Origin of the sequence: Enterococcus sp. JM9B, assembly GCF_009933265.1 — a bacterium.
Taxonomy (GTDB): Bacteria; Bacillota; Bacilli; order Lactobacillales; family Enterococcaceae; genus Enterococcus_C; species Enterococcus_C songbeiensis.
In genome coordinates this window covers 1-21,607 of the sequence record NZ_MAEK01000003.1, presented here as the reverse complement: position 1 = coordinate 21,607, position 21,607 = coordinate 1, and the positions used below count along the sequence as shown (strand labels likewise).

Here is a 21,607-nt window from a genome sequence, read left to right as displayed (position 1 = left end):
ATTTATTTTATGAAAAAGCCAAGATTTAAGAATTGGCGCTTGTTTGCGACGTTAGCTTTATTAGGTCAAACACTCGGGGGATCAATTAGTCCGATGATTGCTTTTGCCGAGGAAATCACCCATCCACAAACGGTAACGGTTGAACTGGATTTAGCGCATCAATATGCAGTTGAAGGCACCTTTAGTGATGGTCGTCCCATGTCAGAATTCACCGTTCCGCACTATGCTGTGTACAATGGCGTGAAGCAAGATATTTTCTGTATTGAACCAGGGGTGCCGATTTACAATGAATTCACACCAGGTTATGAGAAAAATCCATTACCGGATATGTCAGAAAAAGCAAAGCTAGTTTCTGTTTTATGGAAAGAAGCCGGTACGGATGTGGATACTCATATCGTGGCTCAGAAAATGATCTGGCAAGAAGTCAATGGCTACACGCTACACTCCATCAAACGTTCCGATGGTAGTGCAGTAAATATCGGGGCTATTGAGGCGAAAATCAATCAGGCCATTGCCGATTATCAGAAGAAACCTAGTTTTCATAATTCCACAGTGAAAACAGTGTTAGGTCAATCGACTACTGTGACTGATACAAATGGCTTGAATTTATCGGAGTATGATGAAGTTGTCGAAAATACCGCAAATATTGATTATCGTGTGAATGGGAATCAATTAGTCATCACACCTAATACCAATTCAAAAGAAAGTGGTGTGTTGACGCTTAAGAAATCTGCTGGTACGGGAACACCGGTCGCCTATGAGATGGCTGGTCAACAAACCCTGATGGCCGGGGCAATTGACAAACCGAATACCTACACAATCAAAATTGATGTAGAAATGGAAGGTTCTTTGAAGATCAAAAAGGTTGATAAAGAATCAAGCGATGTTGTACCAGGAACGGTTTTCCATTTAGATTTTGGAAAAGTGTTACCCGCAAAAGATGTAACTACTGACAAAGAAGGGATTGCGACATTAGATGGGATTCCTCACGGCACAAAAGTAACCATTACTGAAAAATCAGTGCCGGCGCCTTATACGATTGATACCACACCTATGACGGCTACGATTAAAGCAGGTGAAACCATTTCTGTGACTTCAAAAAATACTCGAGAAAAAGGTCAAATCATTCTGGTTAAAACCGGAGTTGAAACAGGAAATGATCTTTGGAACGACAATTATTCTTTATCTGGCAATACGTTTGCCATTCGCAAGGATAGCCCAACTGGTGAAATCGTCCAAGAAATGACCACGGATGAAAAAGGTCATGCGGAAACACCAACAGAGATTGCCAATGCGTTGGAATTGGGAACTTACTACGTGACCGAAACCAAAGCCTCTAATGGTTTCGTGAATACCTTCAAACCCGTAAAAGTCGAATTGAAGTACGCCAATCAAACTGTGGCCCTCGTTACCAATAATGTAAAAGGGCAAAATCAAGAAATTACTGGGGAAACCACTTTGACGAAAGAAGACAAAGATACTGGAGCTAAAACACAAGGTAAGGCAGTCTTCGAGGGGGCTGAATACACTTTGTTTACTGCTAAGGATAAAAAAGCTGTTAAATGGAGTGAGGCTTTTAAACCAGAACTAGTGGAAGGAAAGAAAGCTTCTGATGAAACCGTGACTTTGACTTTAGATGAAAAGAATCAAGTTGGTATTAAACACTTAGCCATCAATGAGTATTACTGGCAAGAAACCAAAGCACCTGAAGGATATACTTTGGATGAAACGAAGTATCCTGTATCCATCAAAAAGATGGATGATAACGAAAAAAATGCCGTAATTACTCGAGAGCTTACGGCAAAAGAACAAGTCATTCGCTTTGGCTTTGATTTCTTTAAATTTGCTGGATCAGCTGTGGGCACTGCCGAAATTGGCTTCAATGATCTGGCCTTTAAAGTGTCGCCATTGGAAGGGACCAATGAAATTACCGGTGCCGAAGATGAAGCGACTACAGCTTATAACGAGCAACTAGGTTTTGATGGCTATGGCAAATTTGAAAATCTTCCTTATGGGGATTATTTACTTGAAGAAGTAGAAGCCCCAGAAGGTTTTCAAAAAATTACGCCTTTAGAAATCCGTTCCACTTTTAAAGAAAATAAAGAGGATTACACCAAGAGTGAGTATGTCTTTACCATTACCGAACAAGGCCAAAAACAACCAATTAAAACGGTGACCGTTTCTTACGAGAAACTGACGAACAAAGAATTCTCCGTTAGTTTGAACCGTTTGATGCTCTATGATTTGCCTGAGGAAGAAGATAGCCTAACTTCCCTTGCGACTTGGAAAGACGGAGAAAAAGAATTGACGACCCTTGATTCTACCGAGCTAGTTGATAAATTGAGCTATAATCTACATGAAATCAAAGAAGACTGGTATGTGGTAGCGCAAGCCATTGATGTAGAAGCCACAAAAGCTGCCCAAGAAAAAGATGAAAAAGCCAAACCAGTGGTGATTACCGAAACAACGACTACCTTGGGGAACAAAGAGAAAACAGGAACTTGGGAAATTCTGCATAAATTAACGACTGAACAAGTCTTGGATAAAACGATTGTCTTATTCAATTATGTTTATGAAAGTAAGGAAGCTTTTGAAGCTGGCGATGAACCAGTCGCAAAAGATGCTAGTTTGAATAATCAAGCGCAAACGGTTAAGAGTAAGATTGACCGGCATGTTTCCATTCAAACAAAAGCCCACCTAGAAGATGGTTCTCAGACTTTCACTCATGGTGATGTGGTGGATATGTTTGATGACGTGTCTATTATCCATGATGTACTGGATGGTTCAAAAGAAGCCTTTGAAACCATTTTGTATGCGTTGCTTCCAGATGGTATGAACAAAGAAATTTGGAAATCTGGCAAGATTGATTACGAAGTGAATGACAAAGAATTCACCAAAACCGTGCTTGCAGAAAAAGTCGATACCAGCAACTATCCAGAAGGAACTAAGTTTACTTTTGCGGAAATCAATTACGATAAAGATGGAAACATCAATGGCAAACACAATGAAGATTTGAAAGAAAAATCTCAAACCTTAACACCAAAAGAAGTTCCGACAACACCTAGCACACCAGAACAACCGGAAACACCGACTGTTCCAAGTGACTCTCAAGAATCTAGTCCCACAGTGAAGACTTTCCCTCAAACCGGGGAGAAAAATTCCAATGTACTCTTGTTCGTTGGCTTTACCTTAATCTTTGCGACGGCTGGCTATTATTTCTGGAATCGCAGAAACTAAGGTGATGGAATGAAACAAGTAAATCCTAAGAACCAACTTGCACGACCGCCTCCTAACAAAAGTGGTCGTGTTATTTTTGTATCCAAAACTAGAATGAAAAGAGGAAAAGAATATGGAATTGAAATTTGTCGTACCAGATATGGCTGAAACGTTTGGAAAACTAACTTATGGTGGCGAAGGAGAAGTACTAACAGAAGGATACGGTCGGAATACCACCGTAATTGGTCGAAGTTATCACTTGTTTTCCAGTAAACAACGAGCAGATGACATCGAAGTGGTAGTAGCTGCGGAAGCCGGTGAAAAGGATTTTGACCAAGATCAACCGCTAAAAGCCGTTAATCCCCACTTGGTTGCCAAGGGCTATGAAATCGAGAACCGTGGTTTTACCGATTACGTGTTGTATGTCGATGATTTAGTGAAAGCATAGGAGGAAAAAAGATGAGATTAACAGAAGGTATTGTCGTAGATTCCGGATTAACGTTTGGGAAATTGCGGTTTTCCGCATTGCGCCGGGAAGTACGGAAACAAAATGAGGATGGAACGGTTAGTAACGAGGTGAAAGAGCGGACTTATAATTTGAAATCCTCGGCTCAAGGTCGAATGATTCAAGTAAGTATTCCGGCCAATGTGCCCTTGCGAGAGTTTGCCTATGATGCAGAAGTCGAATTGGTGAATCCGATTGTGGATACCGTCGCCAATTATGTTTTCCGAGAAGGAACCACCGTCAATTGGTTCATCAAAGCGGATGATTTGGTACTGAAACGCCCACAAAATCAAGGGGATTCGACCAATCAAAAGGAAGGGAAGAAATAGGTGAGAACTATGGAAATTGATGTTGAACATATTTTAGATTGTCTAGATCAATACGGCAAAGGAGAACTGACCGAAGAACAACTCACGAAAGCTTTGACCTATGATGAAAAAATGTTTTTGATTATGCATCAAGGTTTACTGGAGGTAGATCCTGATAGCAAAGAAGACTTTGATGTACTGGACTGGTTAGGGGAAGAAGATTCCTTCTTTATGGTTGTCGAAGTAAATGAAAATCTATGTCGGCAGGCAGAATCAGTCTTAGAAGAAATCGGTGTGGAGATGACGGATGCCATTGAAAGCTTTTTAAAGCAACTAGTAGAAACCAAGCAACTTCCTATTGTAGCAAAAGATTAGGGATGATCATTGAAATTAGCCCGATAAATTACATTGGGCTTTTTTCGATTGGAGGTGAAGAGAGACGTGCAATACAAAGGACATCGCATACGAGCAGGAGATCAGCACTTGGTTTATCACTTTGTTTTGGGGTGGTTAATTACCTTATTCATCGGTTGGATGGTCATCTTTTATTTTCAAAAGCTTAGGCGGCTAGATTTTTCTAGTCTATCCCTTTCTACAATTGAAATTGCTTGGTCTATGAAAGATTTAGTCCGTTTACTTGGAAGTCTAGCACTTTCAGGAAGCATGTTCTTGCTTTACATTCACTTTTTCCACGATCATTGGCGAAGTCTGTGGCATCGACAAAAGCTAGCTCGGATGATTCTAGAAAACCATTGGTATGAAGTGAAGCAGACCCAAAGCGAGGGATTTTTCAAAGATATTAATAGTAGTCGAACCAAAGAGAGTATCAGTTATTTCCCAAAAATTTATTATCGTATGAAGGACGGTTTGCTTTCGATTCGCGTCCAAATTTCACTGGGAAAATATCAAGATCAGCTCCTGAAGTTGGAAAAAAAATTGGAAAGCGGGCTGTACTGTGAGCTGGTGGAAAAAGAACTCAAAGATTCTTATGTAGAATATACACTGCTTTACGATATGATTGCCAATCGGATTGGGATTGAAGAGGTGGTGGCAGAAAACGGTGCTTTGCGATTGATGAAAAATCAAGTGTGGGCCTATGATTCCTTGCCGCATATGTTAATCGCTGGCGGCACTGGTGGCGGGAAAACGTATTTCCTGCTCACGATTATTCAGGCACTACTAAAATCTGAGGCAGAACTGTTTGTCCTTGATCCCAAAAATGCGGATCTGGCAGATTTAAGTACGGTGATGCCCAATGTCTATTCCCAAAAGGAAGAGATTACTGCTTGTGTAGAAGATTTCTATGAACGCATGATGGCTCGTAGTAAGTCCATGAAAGAAATGCCAGACTACAAAACAGGAGAGAATTATGCCTATCTTGGTCTTCCGCCAAACTTTTTGATTTTTGACGAATACGTGGCGTATATGGAGATGTTAACGACGAAGGAAAGTGCGGTAATCTTGAACAAGCTCAAACAAATCGTCATGTTAGGTCGTCAGTCTGGTTTCTTTTTGATTCTAGCTTGTCAAAGACCGGATGCGAAATATTTGGGCGATGGGATTCGCGATCAATTTAATTTCCGTGTGGCTTTGGGCCGCATGAGTGAGCTGGGGTATTCCATGATGTTTGGCGAGGTCGATAAAAACTTCTTTATGAAACGAATCAAGGGTCGAGGGTATGTGGACACAGGAGGAAGTGTGATTGGTGAGTTTTATACGCCATTAGTTCCAAAAGGGTATGGTTTTTTGAGTGCCATCAAGCAAATAGTACAATCAAAAGATAAATGATAGATAAAGGAAAAATTATCATTCTAGTTTATCATGTTGTAAGTATGATAAACTAGCTTTGAAGGTGTCAGGAGGTGCAATAGAAATGACAGAGGATTATTCTTTACAATATGCCGAGGAGAACAAGAAGGTATTGATTTCTTCTATTACTGATGGGAAAGAAAAAGAGGAAGAAAAGACTGCCATTTTTATGGCTGGAAGTCCTGGGGCTGGCAAGACTGAGGCTGCACAGACTTTGACGGCGTTGAATAGTAATCTTTGTGTGATTGATGCTGATAAGTTTCGAGTATTATTTCCAGGTTATGTTGGGAATAATTCAGATGAATTTCAACGAGGATCATCACTTTTGGTAGATGCCTCGCTCGATTTAGTTCTTAAAAAGGGCTATAGTTTTATTCTTGATGGTACTTTTGCGACCTCTAAGGTAAACCAAAATATTGAACGGGCACTCAAAAAGAATTACAATGTGCTTGTCTATTATGTTTATCAAGATCCATTTATTGCTTGGGACTTTACTAAAAAGCGAGAAGAAGTTGAAGGACGTTTTGTTCCTAAAGAGCGTTTTATAAATGCTTTTTTCCAATCAGGAAAAAATTTGATACGTGTGAAAGATCAATTTCAAGATCAAGTGACAATCAATATCATGGTGAAGGATTTTCAAAATACAATTTCTGATTTTCTGATGGATATTGATAATGTTGAGTTGACATTGCCAATCAGTTATACAAAAGAAAGATTGGAGGAAGAGCTACATGACTGAGAAAGAAAAAGTTGAAGAAATTATGGCAAAGTATAACCGTAACTTTTCCACCCTACAGAAGAATGCTTCTGCCAAAGAGTTAAAGACAGTCTTCAAATTTGTGGCAGATGAATCCAACCGAAAACAACGTGAATTGATTGGTTTGGATGAAGAAAAATAAACTCGAAATGAGAATAGTTGTAGAAGCCAAGAGCGAAAAATGTTCTTGGCTTTTTTCTTTGCAATGAATGAGGTGATTTATGACATTTTTAGATTTATTCGCCGGGATTGGTGGCTTTCGCTTAGGGATGGAACAAGCGGGCCACCAGTGTATCGGTTTTTGTGAAATTGATGAATTTGCTCGACGGAGTTATAAGGTAATTCATGATACAAGTAAGGAGGTGGAAATGCATGACATCACAAGTGTATCAGACGAGTTTGTTCGATCACTCGGACCAGTGGACATCCTTTGCGGCGGATTTCCGTGCCAAGCTTTTTCAATTGCGGGAAAGCGGCAAGGATTTTCCGATACTCGAGGTACTTTATTCTTTGAAATCGCTCGGTTCGCCGCTCTTCTCCAACCTAAGTTTTTATTCCTTGAGAACGTCCGGGGATTACTCAATCACGAAGGAGGGGCTACGTTCGAGACGATCCTCCGAACGCTGGATGGATTGGGGTATGATGTGGAATGGCAGGTGCTTAACTCAAAGGCCTACGTTCCCCAAAGCCGCGAGCGAATATTCCTTATCGGACATTCTCGAGACGCATGTACCGAACAAGTATTTCCTATCATTGGATCGTCTGCAACATCTGATCAAAACATCAGAAACTTGTTAAATATCAATCCTTCTAACCATGGAATGGGTGGACAAGTCTATGGGCCAGATGGTGTGGCCCCAACGTTAACAGGCGATGAAGAAATCAAAATTGCGTTACCAGCAAATGAAGGCATATCGCTGGCGGGGATGTTGCCGGGAAATTTTGAACAAGGCAATCGCGTTTATGAAGTAACTGGAACAGCCCCCACCTTATCAACGAAACAAGGTGGAACGAAGATTATGATTCGAAAAAATAAAACAGAATACCAAGAGGTGAAGCCAGGGGACAGTGTAAACCTGGCTTTTCCTCATTCCCAAAGTCGTCGAGGTCGTATTGGCAAACAAAGTGTGCATACCTTATTAACAGGAGATCAACAAGCGGTCGTCACGGATCAGTATCGAATTCGCAAGCTTACGACAAGAGAGTGCTGGCGGCTTCAAGGCTTTCCTGACTGGGCATTTGACCGAGCAGCTCAAGTCAATTCAGATAGTCAATTGTATAAACAGGCCGGAAACTCTGTGACAGTTCCGGTCATTTTGGATATTGCCAGAAGATTAAAGGAGGTGGAGAGGCATAATTTATGATGAGTTGATTGGGGAAATCTACTGGGTGATTGGTAAGATTCAGTCAGATTCAGAACTGGAAGAAGAATTACGCCGGCTCAATTTTGATATTTGCAAAAATGGGGTGAAAGTCCCTGGTGATTCATATGTAATGGACGAGGAAACCGATGCTCGAATGGAGCTGAATCAAGTCATCAGTGAATTGGAACGGATTGCGGATCATGCAAAAGAACCGAATATCCGTCAAGACTTGTTTGAGATTAAGGCGGAGTTGGAAATTGGGGGCATTTCCGAGGAGTAACCGCCAAATAAACCACTGATAGGCGCTGACCACGGGGGATTTGCGAAGCAGAAATCCTCCGTGGTGCTGTGCCTGTTCATGGTCGGCGCTAGCCGGCCATGATGTCTCACCCCCCGTATCTAACAGGGGGGTACAAAAACATAAAAAATAAGCAAGCAACGATTAAGAATCGTTATTGTAGCAAGGATAATACGCAATTTATACAGGTGTTAACTGATTTGAAAAAGTTAACACCTTGAATTTGGAGGTGAGAACTTGGCACAACGGAATTTAGATTATCGGTTACTAAAAGACCGACGTAACGAATATGGTGTTTCACAAAATAAATTAGCTACCGCCTGCGGGCTTAGTCGCCCGTACTTAAACCAGATAGAAAACGGTGGCGTAATTGCATCTACAAAAACCATGAGAAAAATTTTTGACCAACTGGAAAGTTTTAATCCCGATTTGCCTTTGACGTTACTATTTGACTATGTAAGGATTCGATTTCCCACAACGGACGTGCGTAAAATCATTCAAGAGTTTCTCCATCTGAAATTTGATTATATGCTCCATGAAGATTACGCCTTTTACTCCTATCAGGAACAATACGTCATGGGTGATATTGTGGTGATGTTGTCCCATGAAGAAGATAAAGGTGTTCTTTTGGAATTAAAGGGGCGAGGTTGTCGGCAGTTTGAAACTTTTTTACTCGCTCAAAAGCGTAGCTGGTACGACTTTTTCGAAGATTGTCTAAAGGCCGGTGGCGTGATGAAACGGCTGGACTTAGCAATCAATGATCGAGTTGGCTTGTTGGATATTCCTGATTTAACGAAAAAATGTCAGAAGGAAGAATGTATTTCCTTGTTCCGGACATTTAAAAGTTATCGTTCTGGGGAGCTTTTGAAACCTGATGAAAAGGATGGTATGGGCAATACCTTGTATATTGGAAGCCTCAAGAGTGAGGTTTATTTTTGTTTGTACGAAAAAGATTATGAGCAATATATCAAGCTTGGAATTCCTTTAGACCAGACGAAAACGAAGAACCGCTTTGAGATTCGGTTGAAAAATGATCGTGCTTATTATGCGATTCAAGATTTGTTAAAAGGTCGTAGCATTGAAAGTACCACCTTTTCCATTATCAATCGTTACTTGCGATTTGCGGATAAGGTGGAAGGAAAACGGCGAACCAACTGGCCCTTGAATGAACAATGGGGTCGCTTTATTGGACGGAATCGCAAGGAAATCCAATTAACCTCTGAGCCGAAACCTTATACTATCGAACGAACCTTGAATTGGCTTGGACGACAAGTCGCTCCTACGTGGAAGATGGCCAAGGAGTTGGATCGGTTGAATCAGACAACCTATATTCAGAATATGGTACAAAATGCACGCTTATCAGACCGGCATAAAAAGATTTTGGAGCAACAAAGTATGGCAGTCGAAAACTTGATTATATGAAAAGAGGAATTGTGATGGGAATTGTAAAAGATATTTTATTGGTATTTGGTGGCAGTATGCTTGGTGTTACCGTGATGTGCTTGATGAATGCAAGTGCAGCGACGGATCGAGCAATGGAAAAGAAAGGAAAGTGACGAGATGAATTTCGGACAAAATTTATATCAATGGTTTTTAACCAATGCACAATCTTTAGTTTTACTAGCGATTGTGGTCATTGGTCTATTTTTAGGATTTAAGCGGGAGTTTTCCAAACTGATTGGTTTTTTGGTGATTGCCTTGATTGCGGTAGGACTGGTTTTTAATGCTTCTGGTGTGAAAGATGTCTTACTCAATTTGTTTAACCGAATTGTTGGTGCTTAGGGGGAATCACTATGGAACAGATGCGTGTTTATGTTGTGAACCTTGGGAAATATAACGAAGGTGAGTTGGTGGGGGCGTGGTTTACCCCACCTGTCGATTTTGATGAGGTGAAAGAACGGATTGGATTAAATAATGAATATGAGGAATATGCGATTCATGATTATGAGTTGCCCTTTGAGATTGATGAGTATACACCAATTGAGGAAATTAATCGGTTGTGTAGCTTAGCGGAGGAACTTGAAGGAACATCGATTGGTGAGGTTGCTTCAGAGATTCAACATGCATTCTTCAATTCTTTTGAGGAAATGGTGGAGCATGTGGATGATATTATCTGTTATCCGGATTGTAATGATATGAGTGATGTGGCGTATTATTTGATTGAAGAAACAGGCGCTTTGGGAGAGCTTCCTATACACCTACAAAATTATATTGATTATGAAGCTTATGGCCGAGACTTGGAAATAGGTGGAAATTATTTGACTACTAGTCGTGGTGTTTTTGAATATTGTATATAATATAACAAATATATTTCCTTGACTAAAAGGGAGAACGAGTGTTCTAATATGTAAAGGGGATGTTTTAGTAAAATAATTAATAAAATTAACGGGTTGTATATATATATCTTAAATATGGTTTAAACTGATTTTTTTATGCTGTATAGCAAGCATTCCAAAGAAGGTGTTATAATAATAACAGCACTTTCAAGGAGGCACAATTATGGGGATAGATGAGGCGTATTTGAATTATCAAGCAGATGTTTCTGGAGCACGTTCAAAAAATCGCTTTTCATTTGAAATTTATTGGGGAATTGATAAATTTCTACATGAGTTAGCTATTTCATCTGATTTCACAATGGTTTTTGATTATGTTTGTGATATTGAAATTCATCATCCAGATCGGTTCGAATTTTTTCAAGTTAAAACAAAGAATGCTAAATCATATACTATCGGATCCCTTACAAAGAAAGATTCAAAGAAAAATAATTCAATAATTAGTACCTTATATCAAATAAGACATACCGAATATGTTGCCGGTCACCCAAAATCTAAACTAGCTATTGTATCTAACTTACATTTAGCTGTACCAGGTAACTCAAAATTACCTAACTCGGAATTTCAATTAAGTCTGTTGGATGAAAAAAATAGAGAATCAATTCTGAAAGCTATTAGAGCTGAATTTCCTGATGAAGAAATCGATTTATCAGATATTTTTTTTATTAATAGTGATTTAAATATTTCTGCATATAAAGATACGATGGTAGGCCGTGTTAATTCTTTTTTCATTCAGATGTTTGGTGAAGATCCTATTAAACCTGGAGCATTATTAAATCTTTTAGCGGAAGAGGCACAGTTAAAAGCAAATTATGAATTTTCTATTACTTCGCGTCAAGAAGTATTAGAAAAAAAAGGTCTTTCATCAGATCGAGTAAATTTGATTATGGGGCGGTATGCAGAGCAATCCTTTTCTATTGCAGAACAGTGTAAAAAATATATCCAAGATTCTGTGATGAATATGGGGAAAAGGTTGAAATATTTTTCTATGATTCCTGATGTAATTTCTCGGTTAAGAATGGATTATTATTGGCAAGAGCTTGAAGAGAAAATAAAAAAAGATGTAATCGCTAAAGCAAGTGATTTAGAGGCAGATGAAATGTTCAGCTTAGTGAGGCAGTTCATTGAGATTACCGATGTAGATTTTCCAGTTGAATTCTCTTTAGAAGAGATAGAGCTGTTATCTTTGGTAGTTTTGATTAAATTGGAGGAGGTTTTATGATGACGAAGTCGCTGATTGTGAAAAATATATATCTGTTCTCAACAGCATCACAAATGGCAAAGAAAGTATCTTTTACTTCAGGAATTAACATTGTCACCTCTGATCAGGAAGATGGTAATCAGAGAGGGAAATCTCTTATTTTAAAGAGTATTTTTCATACTTTAGGTGCAGATAGTTTTTTTGATGACAATTTAAAAAAAGATTCTGTTACTTTTGTTATAGATTTTATGATCAATAATAGTGAATTTACTATGTTGCGATTAGGGAAATTTTTCAAGTTGTTTGATTCTGAAAAAAATCTATTACTAAGTACGGATATAAGAACAGAGTTGGCTGAGAGGCTGTATTCGTTGTTTGACTTTTCAGTTTATCTACCATCAAGGGATGATAAAAAGTTAATGATTGCTCCGCCGGCATTTGCGTATATGTTGAATTTTATTGATCAGGATCATATGAAAGGAAGCAAGTTTGAATCTTTTTCTGGTTTGGGGCAATTTACAAGATTTCAAGAAGCATTGCTGTATACACATTTTGGTTTGTTCAATCGGGAATATTTTGATTTGAGACTTAAACAAGATGAGTTGAAAGAAAAGTTGAAAGTAAGTGATAATGAACTCGTAACTATTGGGAATATGTTGAAAAAAATTGATCAAGAACTACCAGAAGCTGTTCCAGAGCAAGTAGAGGCATTGCGAGAAGAGTTGAATCGGCAGGAAAAGAAATATAGGATTATATACGATGATTTAAGAAAAGTAAAAAATGAACTGGCAAACCTTAGAAGTAATCAAGTGAATATTATTAAAACCTTGGAGGATGTCAATAAGCGTAAACGTCATGAGGTTAGAGATATAAATCATGTATTGGAAAAACATTCTTGTCCATTATGTCAGCAGGATTTAGAAGATACATTAGATGTACGTATGGTGAAAAATATCAATATCGAAGATTTGTCGCAAGTAAGTCTTGAACTACAACGACTTATTTCAGAAACCAATCGGCATATTGAAAAAAAGGAGCATGTTTATAGTAAACATCTTTCTAGATTAAACGGGTACAATATGCTGCTTAAAGGAACGAAAGAGAGTCATGATGAGATTCTGAAGATACAGGGATATTCTGATCTTAAGACTAAGTTAGAATTAGAATGGGCGGAGGAAGACTTATATAATAGAAAAATCTCTAGTGAAAATAATGATGTAAGCAAGAAGTTGAGAGCATATTCAAAAAAGAAAAAAGAAGTGAACGCCTTTTATTATAAATCTATGAAGCAAGATATCGTAAAATTTGGCTTGAAAGAAATACCAGATTCATCCATTGAAAAAGTTGAGAAAAATGTAAAAGCTTCTGGTAGTAATAAACCTATTGCAACTGTAATTTGGTATATGAATTTATTAAAAATAAAAAATGAATTCAATCCTGAAGCAATTGAATTTCCAATTGTTATGGACAGTCCCAACCATGGTGAGCTTGATGATCAAAAAAAGGAGACTCTATTTGAGTATATTTTTGAAAATATTCAAACTGATACTCAGTGTATCCTTTCAACTTTAGGGTTTAATCGAAATGAGTACGATGATGATTTAGAACTGAATATTATTACGCTTAATAATGACAAGTATCAACTCATGAATTTTAATGACTATCAAGATAATAAAGAGTATCTTTCAATGCTCATAGATAAGTAATAACAAAGAACTGCAGTGTGTACACTGTGGTTCTTTATTTTAAATTGAGGTGAAATATGAAAAAAATAAAAAGTTATACCAGTATCTGGGCAGTTGAAAAAGTCATTTATGCGATTAATGACTTTCAGCTGCCTTTTCCTGTGACCTTTAATCAGATGGCTTGGTTTGTTTTATCGTTGTTGTTTGTCGTCGTATTTGCCCATGTGCCTCCACTATCTATGATAGAGGGGGCCTTTTTAAAATATTTGGGCATACCGTTGGCGATTACTTGGTTTATGTCCCAGAAAACCTTTGATGGTAAGAAACCATTTGGGTTTTTACGATCTTTCATCAGCTATCACTTGCGGTTCAAGGTCACTTTTGCAGGAAAAAAAGTCAAAGAACAGAAAAAACGATGGGATGAACCCATTACCATAGTGAGGAGTGTGAACTATGTATCCGATTAAGTATATTGAAAATAATCTTGTCTTTAACCAAGAGGGAGAGTGTTTTGCCTACTATGAACTAGTGCCCTATAACTATTCCTTTTTATCGCCTGAACAGAAGTATCGAGTGCATGATAACTTTCGTCAATTGATTTCTCAAAACAGAGAAGGTAAGATTCATGCCTTACAAATTGCTACAGAAAGTAGTATTCGTGCCACGCAAGAACGATCGAAAAAGGAAATTACCGGTAGACTCAAAGAAGTAGCGAACCATCGAATTGATTTACAGACAGATGCATTAGTATCCATGATTGGTGATAGTCAGATTGATTATCGCTTTTTTATTGGCTTCAAACTGATTGTGACAGATGAAGAGGTTAATCTAAAGAGCCTCAAAAGCTCTTTCTTTTCTGGGCTTCAAGAATTTGTCTATGGAGTGAATCAACATTTGATGGGTGATTTTGTTTCCTTATCCAATGAGGAAATTTGCCGCTATTCTAAGCTTGAAAAATTAATGGAAAGTAAATTAGCGCGGAGATTTAAAGTCAGACGAGTCACACCCAGTGACCTTACGTATTTGATTGAACATATCTATGGTGAAAAAGGCACACCGTTTGAAGAATATGAATTCCAGCTACCAAAGAAAAAGCTGAAATCAGAAACGCTGGTGAAACGTTATGACCTACTACGTCCCACTCGTTGTTTGATTGAAGAAAAGCCCCGTTACTTACGGATGGAACATGAAAATCATGAATCGTATGTAGCGTATCTAACAATCAATACGATCGTAGGGGAGATGGAATTTCCTTCCTCAGAACTTTTCTATTACCAGCAACAACAATTTACATTCCCAATCGACACGAGTATGAATGTAGAAATCGTGACGAACAAAAAGGCATTAGCTACCGTTCGCAATAAGAAAAAGGAATTAAAAGATTTGGACAACCATGCTTACCAATCCGATAATGAAACGAATGCCAATGTCTTAGATGCGTTGGATTCCGTGGATGAATTGGAAACTACCTTGGATCAGTCGAAAGAATCCATGTACAAACTGAGCTATGTGGTTCGGGTGAGTGCGGAATCAGCGGATGAATTAAAACGCCGCTGTGATGAAGTGCTTGATTTTTATGACGATACCAATGTAAAACTAGTCCGGCCCTTTGGCGATATGATGGGCTTACATGAAGAGTTTTTACCTTCAAGCAAACGCTATATGAATGACTATATCCAGTATGTTACGTCTGACTTTTTGGCGGGACTTGGTTTTGGGGCTACTCAGATGCTAGGAGAATTAGAAGGCATTTACTTTGGCTACAATGTAGATACGGGGCGTAATGTTTATCTCAAGCCGGCTTTGGCTTCACAAGGAGTCAAGGGTTCAGTTACCAATGCGCTAGCTGCCGCTTTCCTTGGTTCTCTTGGCGGTGGAAAGTCCTTTAGTAACAATCTCTTAGTCTATTATGCTGTCCTTTTTGGTGGTCAAGCTGTGATTGTCGATCCAAAAGGTGAGCGAGGTGGCTGGAAAGAAACCTTGCCAGAAATTGCGGATGAAATCAATATTCTTAACTTGACCAGTAAGCTAGAAAACCAAGGTCTACTTGATCCTTATGTGATTATGAAGAAAAAGAAGGATTCGGAAAGTTTAGCGATTGATATCCTAACCTTTTTAACAGGAATTTCCAGTCGAGATGGCGAGAAGTTTCCTGTTTTACGTAAGGCCATTCGTACCGTTACACAGAGTAATCAACGAGGATTATTACAAGTCATTAACGAACTTCGAAACGATGGCTCACCAGTCGCAGAAAATATCGCAGATCATATTGAATCTTTTACCGATTATGATTTTGCCCATTTGCTTTTCTCAGATGGTTCGATTACCCAATCGATTAGTTTAGATAAACAGTTGAATATCATTCAAGTAGCGGATCTGGTTTTACCTGATGCGGAAACGACTTTTGAAGAATACACCACCATGGAACTACTCAGTGTTTCGATGCTGATTGTTATTTCAACTTTTGCCTTGGATTTTATCCATAGTAACAGAGAAATCTTCAAGATTGTGGACTTAGATGAGGCTTGGTCGTTTCTTCAAGTGGCGCAAGGAAAGACACTTTCTAATAAGCTCGTTCGTGCTGGTCGGGCCATGAATGCCGGTGTCTATTTTGTCACTCAAGATAGTGATGACCTACTGGATGAACGCTTGAAAAATAATATCGGATTGAAGTTTGCTTTTCGCAGTACCGATATTCATGAAATCAAGAAAACCTTGGAATTCTTTGGATTGGATCAAGAAGATGAGAGCAACCAAAAACGTCTACGAGATTTGGAAAATGGCCAATGCTTAATGCAAGACTTGTACGGCCGAGTCGGTGTGGTTCAAGTTCACCCGGTCTTTGAAGAACTCTTCCATGCCTTTGATACCCGCCCGCCGGTTCAAAAGAGAATGGAGTGAGGGGATGAAAAAGAAATTTCTTCGGATTGCGGGAATGATCGCAATCAGTTTCTGCACGATTTTACTTCTTCTCAGTCTGATTGGTACGGTCGCGGAGGCAACAGGACTTGTTGATGATACAGTGAAAGCCGGAAATCTTTATTCCCAATATTCTCTAAACAACTACCAATTAGATTTCTTTGTCGATAGTTCCTGGGATTGGTTACCTTGGAATTGGGGGGATGGCTTGGGAAAGAGTGTGATGTATGGTCTTTATGCTATTACCAATTTTATTTGGACGGTTAGTTTGTATCTGTCGAATGCCACGGGTTATGTGGTTCAAGAAGCCTATAAGTTAGATTTCATTTCAGATACGGCTGAAAGTATTGGGAAGAATATTCAAACACTCGCTGGCATAAACGAAGATGGTCTTCAAACTTCTGGGTTCTATTTTGGGTTTCTGTTATTGATGGTTTTGGCATTAGGAGCTTATGTGGCATACACCGGATTATTAAAACGAGAAACTACGAAAGCAGTGCGAGCAGTCATAAATTTTGTAGTGATTTTTCTACTATCAGGATCATTTATTGCTTATGCACCTACCTATATCAGGAAAATCAACGACTTTAGCTCGGATGTTAGTGAGGCTGCCCTTAGTTTAGGTACCGAGATTGTGGTCCCCAATTCGGAAAGCCAAGGAAAAGATAGTGTGGATTTGATTCGGGATAGCTTATTCTCCATTCAAGTCCAACAACCGTGGCTACTATTACAATTTGATGATTCCAACATAGAAGAAATTGGGGAGGAGCGAGTCAACAAGATTTTATCTGTCAGTCCAGATGAAAATAAAGGAAAGAATCGAGAAGAGGCAGTCAAAGCGGAAATTGAAGAAAACGACAATGCGAATCTAAGTATCACCAAGACCATGAACCGATTAGGGACTGTGGTCTTTTTGGTGTTGTTCAACATTGGTATCTCCTTCTTTGTTTTTCTACTGACAGGGATTATGTTATTCTCGCAAATTCTCTTCATTATCTTTGCGATGTTTCTACCTATTAGCTTTTTGTTGTCCATGTTGCCAACTTATGAAAGTTTGGGGAAAAAGGCGATTATTCGCTTATTCAATACGATTATGATGCGAGCGGGAGTGACCTTGGTTATCACCACGGCATTCAGTATTTCTACCATGTTTTTCAATATTTCAGCGACCTATCCCTTCTTTATGGTAGCATTTCTGCAAATTGTGACTTTTGCCGGGATTTATTTCAAATTGGGGGACATTATGAGTATGTTCAACCTCCAAAGCAATGATAGCCAGTCAATGGGCAGACGTGTCATGCGGAAACCGCAAATGTTGATGAATCGTAAACTACGGCAACTTAATCGAAATGTTGGGCGAACATTGGCTTTTGGTGGTGGTGCAGCAGTTGGTGGGAAACTAGCAAAAGATCAATCAAAAACCAGATCGAAGTCTTCTGGTTGTTCTCCACGAAAGAATCCATCATTATCTAACAATAAAGAGGTAATATCTGACCCGAATAAGGAAAATCCAATCTCAAAAAATAAGAAACAATCTCGAATGAATTTGGCCGGAAGAAAAATCGGCAAGGGACTAGATACCCAATCAATGGTAAAAGCCAAAGCACAACAAGTAAAGGATCAAGTAAGGAATACACCAACTAATTTGAAATACAATCTGCATAAAGAAATCGAAAAGACGAAAAAAGCACCAGAAGAATTCAAGCGTGGACTTGTCCAAGAAAAAGCGAATCGAGCGGAGTTGCGAGAAAAACAACGACAACGTAGAGATGAAAAAATGGCTGAAAAGCGGAAAGTATTGGGAAATTCAGCAAATCGTCATAGAAAAGGTAGGAGCAATGTTCCGATAAAAGAGGAATCCAAATCTCAGAAAAGTAAGATACCAAAGAATGTACCAGCCAATCGAATTGTAAAAATGAATTCGAATCCTGAAATCAAAAGAAGACTCTCAAATCAAAAATTGAGTACGAAAGAAAATAATCAACCAGTAAGAAAAGTGACTCCTATCCAACAGGCGAAGAAGCGATCTATTCTTGCAAAAGCAGGCAATCGAAAAGTACAAAAAAGAGTGAGTCATCCTCCAAAACTAAGGCCGGGTGAGACTAAATGACCATAAGAAATTTGAGTACAATCTCGTTGGCAATCCTGACGATTTCTTTTATGGGCATCTTGATGTGTGTCGGCTTATTATTTGGTGAGGATAGTGAAGGAAGCAACAGTTCTGGTACCTCTCCCGGTGGCAGTAGTGTCTCAGAAGAAGTATTAAAACATCGGTCACTGGTAGAAAAGTATGCCAAGGAATCGGACATTTCAGATTATGTACCGATTCTTTTGGCGATTATTCAAGTGGAGTCGGGTGGTACAGCAAAAGACGTGATGCAAAGCTCTGAATCAGCTGGCTTACCACCTAATTCTTTAGATACCGAGGCATCCATTAAACAAGGGTGTTTCTATTTTGCTTCTCTGGTTAAACGAGCCAAAGAGTTAGGCTGTGATCAAGATAGTATCATCCAAGCCTATAATTATGGTGGCGGCTATATAGATCATGTCGCAAAAAATGGAAAGAAGCATAGCTTTGCTTTGGCGGAATCCTTTTCAAAAGAAAAATCAGGTGGTCAAAAAGTTGATTACCCCAATCCAATCGCCATTAAAGAAAATGGCGGGTGGCGCTACAACTACGGAAATATGTTTTATTGTTTGTTGGTGAAACAATATCTGATCACGATACAGTTTGATGATAAAACAGTCCAAGGGATTTTTGACGAGGCATTTAAGTATGAAGGAACGGCTTATGTATTTGGTGGATCAAGTCCCGCAACGGGTTTTGATTGCAGTGGCTTAACCCAATGGTGTTATGCCAAAGTTGGCCTGAAACTTCCACGAGTGGCTCAGGATCAGTATGATGCCATGAGTCATATTGACCTAAAAGATGCCAAGCCAGGAGATTTAATTTTCTTTCACTCAACTTATGATGCTGGTACTTACGTGACTCATGTCGGCATTTATGCAGGAGAGAATCGGATGTTTCATGCGGGAGATCCAGTGGGCTGGACGAATCTTACCGAACCCTATTGGCAGCAGCATCTTATTGGAGCAGGGCGATATAAATAAGAGAAAAGAGGAATGAACATGAAGATAAAAATTGAACGAAGCCAGAAGGAGAAGACTCCAAAAAAGAAGAAAGAACGAGTAATTACAGTGGGCAAGCATCGAAAAATGGTGCTTGTCCTTTGGTTTTTATTGTTTTGTAGTCTCGCTTTTGGGATATACAAAAATTTCACAGCGATTGATCAGCACACGACTCATGAGAAAGTAGTTGTGAAAGAAAAAATAGTGAATACTTCTGGGGTTGAGAACTTTACGATGGATTTTGCGAAAGAGTATTTTTCATGGAAGAATGACAAAGAAGTCATTGAAAAGAGAATGGATAATCTTGGGCAGTATCTTACAGAAGAGGGATTATCCCTAGCTCAAGATATGGTTCGAGCGGATATTCCCACTAGTTCCGAAGTTCAAGCAGTAAAAATTCTAGATGTTGAGAAGCACTCAGAAGAATTTATCGTTTCCTTTTTAATCAATCAAAAGGTCACAGAAGAGAAAAAGGCACAACAGGGTTCTTCTGCATATCGAGTGACGATTTTTGAAGATAAAAAAGGCAACCATATTGTGACGAGTCTGCCTACCATGATTGCAAAACCAGAAAAGGCACAATATAAAGAAAAACAAGTAGAAAGCGATTCAGAAATTGATGCCAAAACTACGGAAGAAATTACTGAGTTTTTAGAGACGTTTTTCAAGATTTATCCAACTGCGTCTGAAAAGGAAATTGAGTACTTTGCTGAAAGTGGCGCGATACAGCCAATTAATACAAATTTAAAACTTGTTGAACTGGTTAGTCCTGTTTATCGACAAAAGGGAGAAAATATTCAAGTTTCGATTATGGTGAGGTACCTTGACGATGCTTCAAAAGTAATGAATAGTTTTCAATATTGTTTTATTCTACAAAAGTTGAGGAATTGGAAAATCATAGATGCATATTAAATTAGGAAAAAATGTATTGCTTTGAATTTATCTGCTGGAATTTGATAATATACAAATATAGGAAACTTATTTACTCAAGATAGGTGATATCAATGGATTACATTAGATAAATTTATTGAAAAAAGGCTAAAAAATAATCATGAGACCATATTTGATTTAGAAAAAGAAAGATATTAATCTACAAGATTGCGTGAACTATGTATTTGAATATTTTAATACTTACATCAACCTTGACGAAGCCCAATCCTTACAAATTGAAAACAGTGAAAAAATGGAAAGGTATTAAAACAAGCCCATAAATATTCAAACAATGTGCAGAAATAGTTTATTATTAATATAAAGCGAAAAAAATATTTTAGCGTTTTATTATATAACAAATAAAAGAATCGATACTTGAAATTTCAAGTATCGATTTTTTTCAGTATTTATAAATACTGTTTTGCTTTTCTATTATGGATAAATCATAATTACGTTTGTTATTGACTATTTCATTGTAGACAGTGAGTATGTTCTCAAAATCTTTTGGTGTTGGATTTGAATGGACGGATACTACGCTGCATTCTGGAATGAATAATGAAGGAAGATTGGTTATCAAAAGATCATACTTACACATTTTTTCTTTGACTGAAGTAAGGGTGGTAGCGTCGATTATGTCTACATTCACTCGAGTTTTTAAATGATACATAATATCTTCTTTCAAAAAAATACAGTGTTCATAACTCGTATTGAAAAAAAGGCCTGTCTTAATAGTTGGCGATTTTTGTTCCAATTGATCAGATAATGAGTCCCATGAAGTGACTATCATAAATAATGGATAGATGTCAATAAAGTAGACACGAAAAGAGCAGATACTTACAGATGATTAAAGTACTTTTCTTCCATTTCGTTAGGTGTAAGCATATCTAGAGTGCCATGAGGTCGCTGTGTATTATAAAATCCTTCGATATATTCAAAGCAAGAAAGCTGTACTTCTTGAAGGGTTGAAAATGTTCTTCTATTGAGCTCCTCTTTCTTCATATATTTAAAAAAAGATTCAGTCACAGCGTTATCCCAAGGATACCCCGGTTTCGATAAAGACTGTGTGATTGGTTGACTGTCTAGATATTTTCTAAACAAAGACGAAGTATATTGTGATCCTTGATCTGTGTGAAAAAGGACAGGCGATTCTAAT

At 38.4% G+C, this 21,607-nt stretch carries 21 protein-coding genes; 20 read left to right on the top strand and 1 reads right to left on the bottom strand.

The features are described 5' to 3' along the window. Positions 1 to 9 precede the first annotated feature (9 nt). The 20 genes from fss3 to BAU16_RS00380 all read left to right on the top strand — a co-directional run bounded on the left by fss3 (position 10) and on the right by BAU16_RS00380 (position 20,436). Complete coding sequence (gene fss3 / locus BAU16_RS00470; protein ID WP_161526173.1) at positions 10 to 3,237, top strand: fibrinogen-binding MSCRAMM adhesin Fss3; 3,228 nt, start codon at positions 10 to 12, stop codon at positions 3,235 to 3,237. Positions 3,238 to 3,349: 112 nt separating this feature from the next. Then, on the top strand, positions 3,350 to 3,664 hold the full coding sequence (locus tag BAU16_RS00465; RefSeq protein WP_010754277.1) for a YdcP family protein: 315 nt from the start codon (positions 3,350 to 3,352) through the stop codon (positions 3,662 to 3,664). A gap of 11 nt (positions 3,665 to 3,675) precedes the next feature. Continuing rightward, complete coding sequence (locus BAU16_RS00460; protein ID WP_161526172.1) at positions 3,676 to 4,050, top strand: YdcP family protein; 375 nt, start codon at positions 3,676 to 3,678, stop codon at positions 4,048 to 4,050. Between the two features lie 9 nt (positions 4,051 to 4,059). Continuing rightward, positions 4,060 to 4,404 (top strand): type II toxin-antitoxin system RelB/DinJ family antitoxin, encoded by a 345-nt coding sequence (locus tag BAU16_RS00455; RefSeq protein WP_161526292.1) that lies wholly within the window; start codon positions 4,060 to 4,062, stop codon positions 4,402 to 4,404. Positions 4,405 to 4,470: 66 nt separating this feature from the next. Continuing rightward, complete coding sequence (locus BAU16_RS00450) at positions 4,471 to 5,817, top strand: FtsK/SpoIIIE domain-containing protein (protein WP_161526171.1); 1,347 nt, start codon at positions 4,471 to 4,473, stop codon at positions 5,815 to 5,817. Positions 5,818 to 5,902: 85 nt separating this feature from the next. Then, a complete protein-coding gene (locus BAU16_RS00445; RefSeq protein WP_161526170.1) occupies positions 5,903 to 6,577 on the top strand; it encodes a zeta toxin family protein in 675 nt (224 codons plus the stop codon). Then, positions 6,570 to 6,737, top strand: a complete 168-nt coding sequence (locus tag BAU16_RS13500) for a hypothetical protein (protein ID WP_202621220.1) — start codon at positions 6,570 to 6,572, stop codon at positions 6,735 to 6,737. The genes BAU16_RS00445 and BAU16_RS13500 overlap by 8 nt, the downstream gene beginning before the upstream one ends. A gap of 79 nt (positions 6,738 to 6,816) precedes the next feature. Then, positions 6,817 to 7,959 (top strand): DNA (cytosine-5-)-methyltransferase, encoded by a 1,143-nt coding sequence (dcm, locus tag BAU16_RS00440; protein ID WP_161526169.1) that lies wholly within the window; start codon positions 6,817 to 6,819, stop codon positions 7,957 to 7,959. After that, complete coding sequence (locus BAU16_RS00435; RefSeq protein ID WP_161526291.1) at positions 7,949 to 8,239, top strand: hypothetical protein; 291 nt, start codon at positions 7,949 to 7,951, stop codon at positions 8,237 to 8,239. Before dcm ends, BAU16_RS00435 begins: the two co-directional genes overlap by 11 nt. 255 nt (positions 8,240 to 8,494) lie before the next feature. Then, complete coding sequence (gene mobT / locus BAU16_RS00430; RefSeq protein WP_161526168.1) at positions 8,495 to 9,679, top strand: MobT family relaxase; 1,185 nt, start codon at positions 8,495 to 8,497, stop codon at positions 9,677 to 9,679. Next, a complete protein-coding gene (locus tag BAU16_RS00425; RefSeq protein WP_202621219.1) occupies positions 9,676 to 9,813 on the top strand; it encodes a DUF3789 domain-containing protein in 138 nt (45 codons plus the stop codon). The genes mobT and BAU16_RS00425 overlap by 4 nt, the downstream gene beginning before the upstream one ends. A 4-nt stretch (positions 9,814 to 9,817) precedes the next feature. Beyond that, positions 9,818 to 10,039: a hypothetical protein gene (locus BAU16_RS00420; protein ID WP_002298822.1), complete on the top strand. Its 222-nt coding sequence runs from the start codon at positions 9,818 to 9,820 to the stop codon at positions 10,037 to 10,039. A gap of 11 nt (positions 10,040 to 10,050) precedes the next feature. Further along, positions 10,051 to 10,554 carry an antirestriction protein ArdA gene (locus tag BAU16_RS00415; protein ID WP_161526166.1) on the top strand — a complete coding sequence of 168 codons (504 nt, stop codon included), beginning with the start codon at positions 10,051 to 10,053 and terminating at the stop codon, positions 10,552 to 10,554. 202 nt (positions 10,555 to 10,756) lie between these two features. Then, positions 10,757 to 11,812: a dsDNA nuclease domain-containing protein gene (locus BAU16_RS00410; RefSeq protein ID WP_161526165.1), complete on the top strand. Its 1,056-nt coding sequence runs from the start codon at positions 10,757 to 10,759 to the stop codon at positions 11,810 to 11,812. After that, the gene (locus BAU16_RS00405) at positions 11,812 to 13,497 is read left to right on the top strand and encodes a hypothetical protein (RefSeq protein ID WP_161526164.1); all 1,686 of its coding nucleotides are present in this window, start codon (positions 11,812 to 11,814) and stop codon (positions 13,495 to 13,497) included. Before BAU16_RS00410 ends, BAU16_RS00405 begins: the two co-directional genes overlap by 1 nt. A 56-nt stretch (positions 13,498 to 13,553) precedes the next feature. Then, complete coding sequence (locus BAU16_RS00400) at positions 13,554 to 13,943, top strand: conjugal transfer protein (RefSeq protein ID WP_161526163.1); 390 nt, start codon at positions 13,554 to 13,556, stop codon at positions 13,941 to 13,943. After that, entirely contained in the window at positions 13,930 to 16,377 is a 2,448-nt protein-coding gene (locus BAU16_RS00395; RefSeq protein ID WP_161526162.1) for an ATP-binding protein, read from the top strand. Before BAU16_RS00400 ends, BAU16_RS00395 begins: the two co-directional genes overlap by 14 nt. A gap of 4 nt (positions 16,378 to 16,381) precedes the next feature. Then, the gene (locus BAU16_RS00390) at positions 16,382 to 18,505 is read left to right on the top strand and encodes an FUSC family protein (RefSeq protein ID WP_161526161.1); all 2,124 of its coding nucleotides are present in this window, start codon (positions 16,382 to 16,384) and stop codon (positions 18,503 to 18,505) included. Then, positions 18,502 to 19,506, top strand: a complete 1,005-nt coding sequence (locus BAU16_RS00385) for a bifunctional lytic transglycosylase/C40 family peptidase (RefSeq protein WP_161526160.1) — start codon at positions 18,502 to 18,504, stop codon at positions 19,504 to 19,506. The genes BAU16_RS00390 and BAU16_RS00385 overlap by 4 nt, the downstream gene beginning before the upstream one ends. A gap of 18 nt (positions 19,507 to 19,524) precedes the next feature. Continuing rightward, a complete protein-coding gene (locus BAU16_RS00380; protein ID WP_161526159.1) occupies positions 19,525 to 20,436 on the top strand; it encodes a conjugal transfer protein in 912 nt (303 codons plus the stop codon). Between the two features lie 852 nt (positions 20,437 to 21,288). Here the strand turns inward: BAU16_RS00380 and BAU16_RS00370 are convergent. Next, on the bottom strand, positions 21,289 to 21,607 hold a 319-nt coding region (locus BAU16_RS00370; protein ID WP_161526158.1), incomplete at its 5' end, for an integrase core domain-containing protein.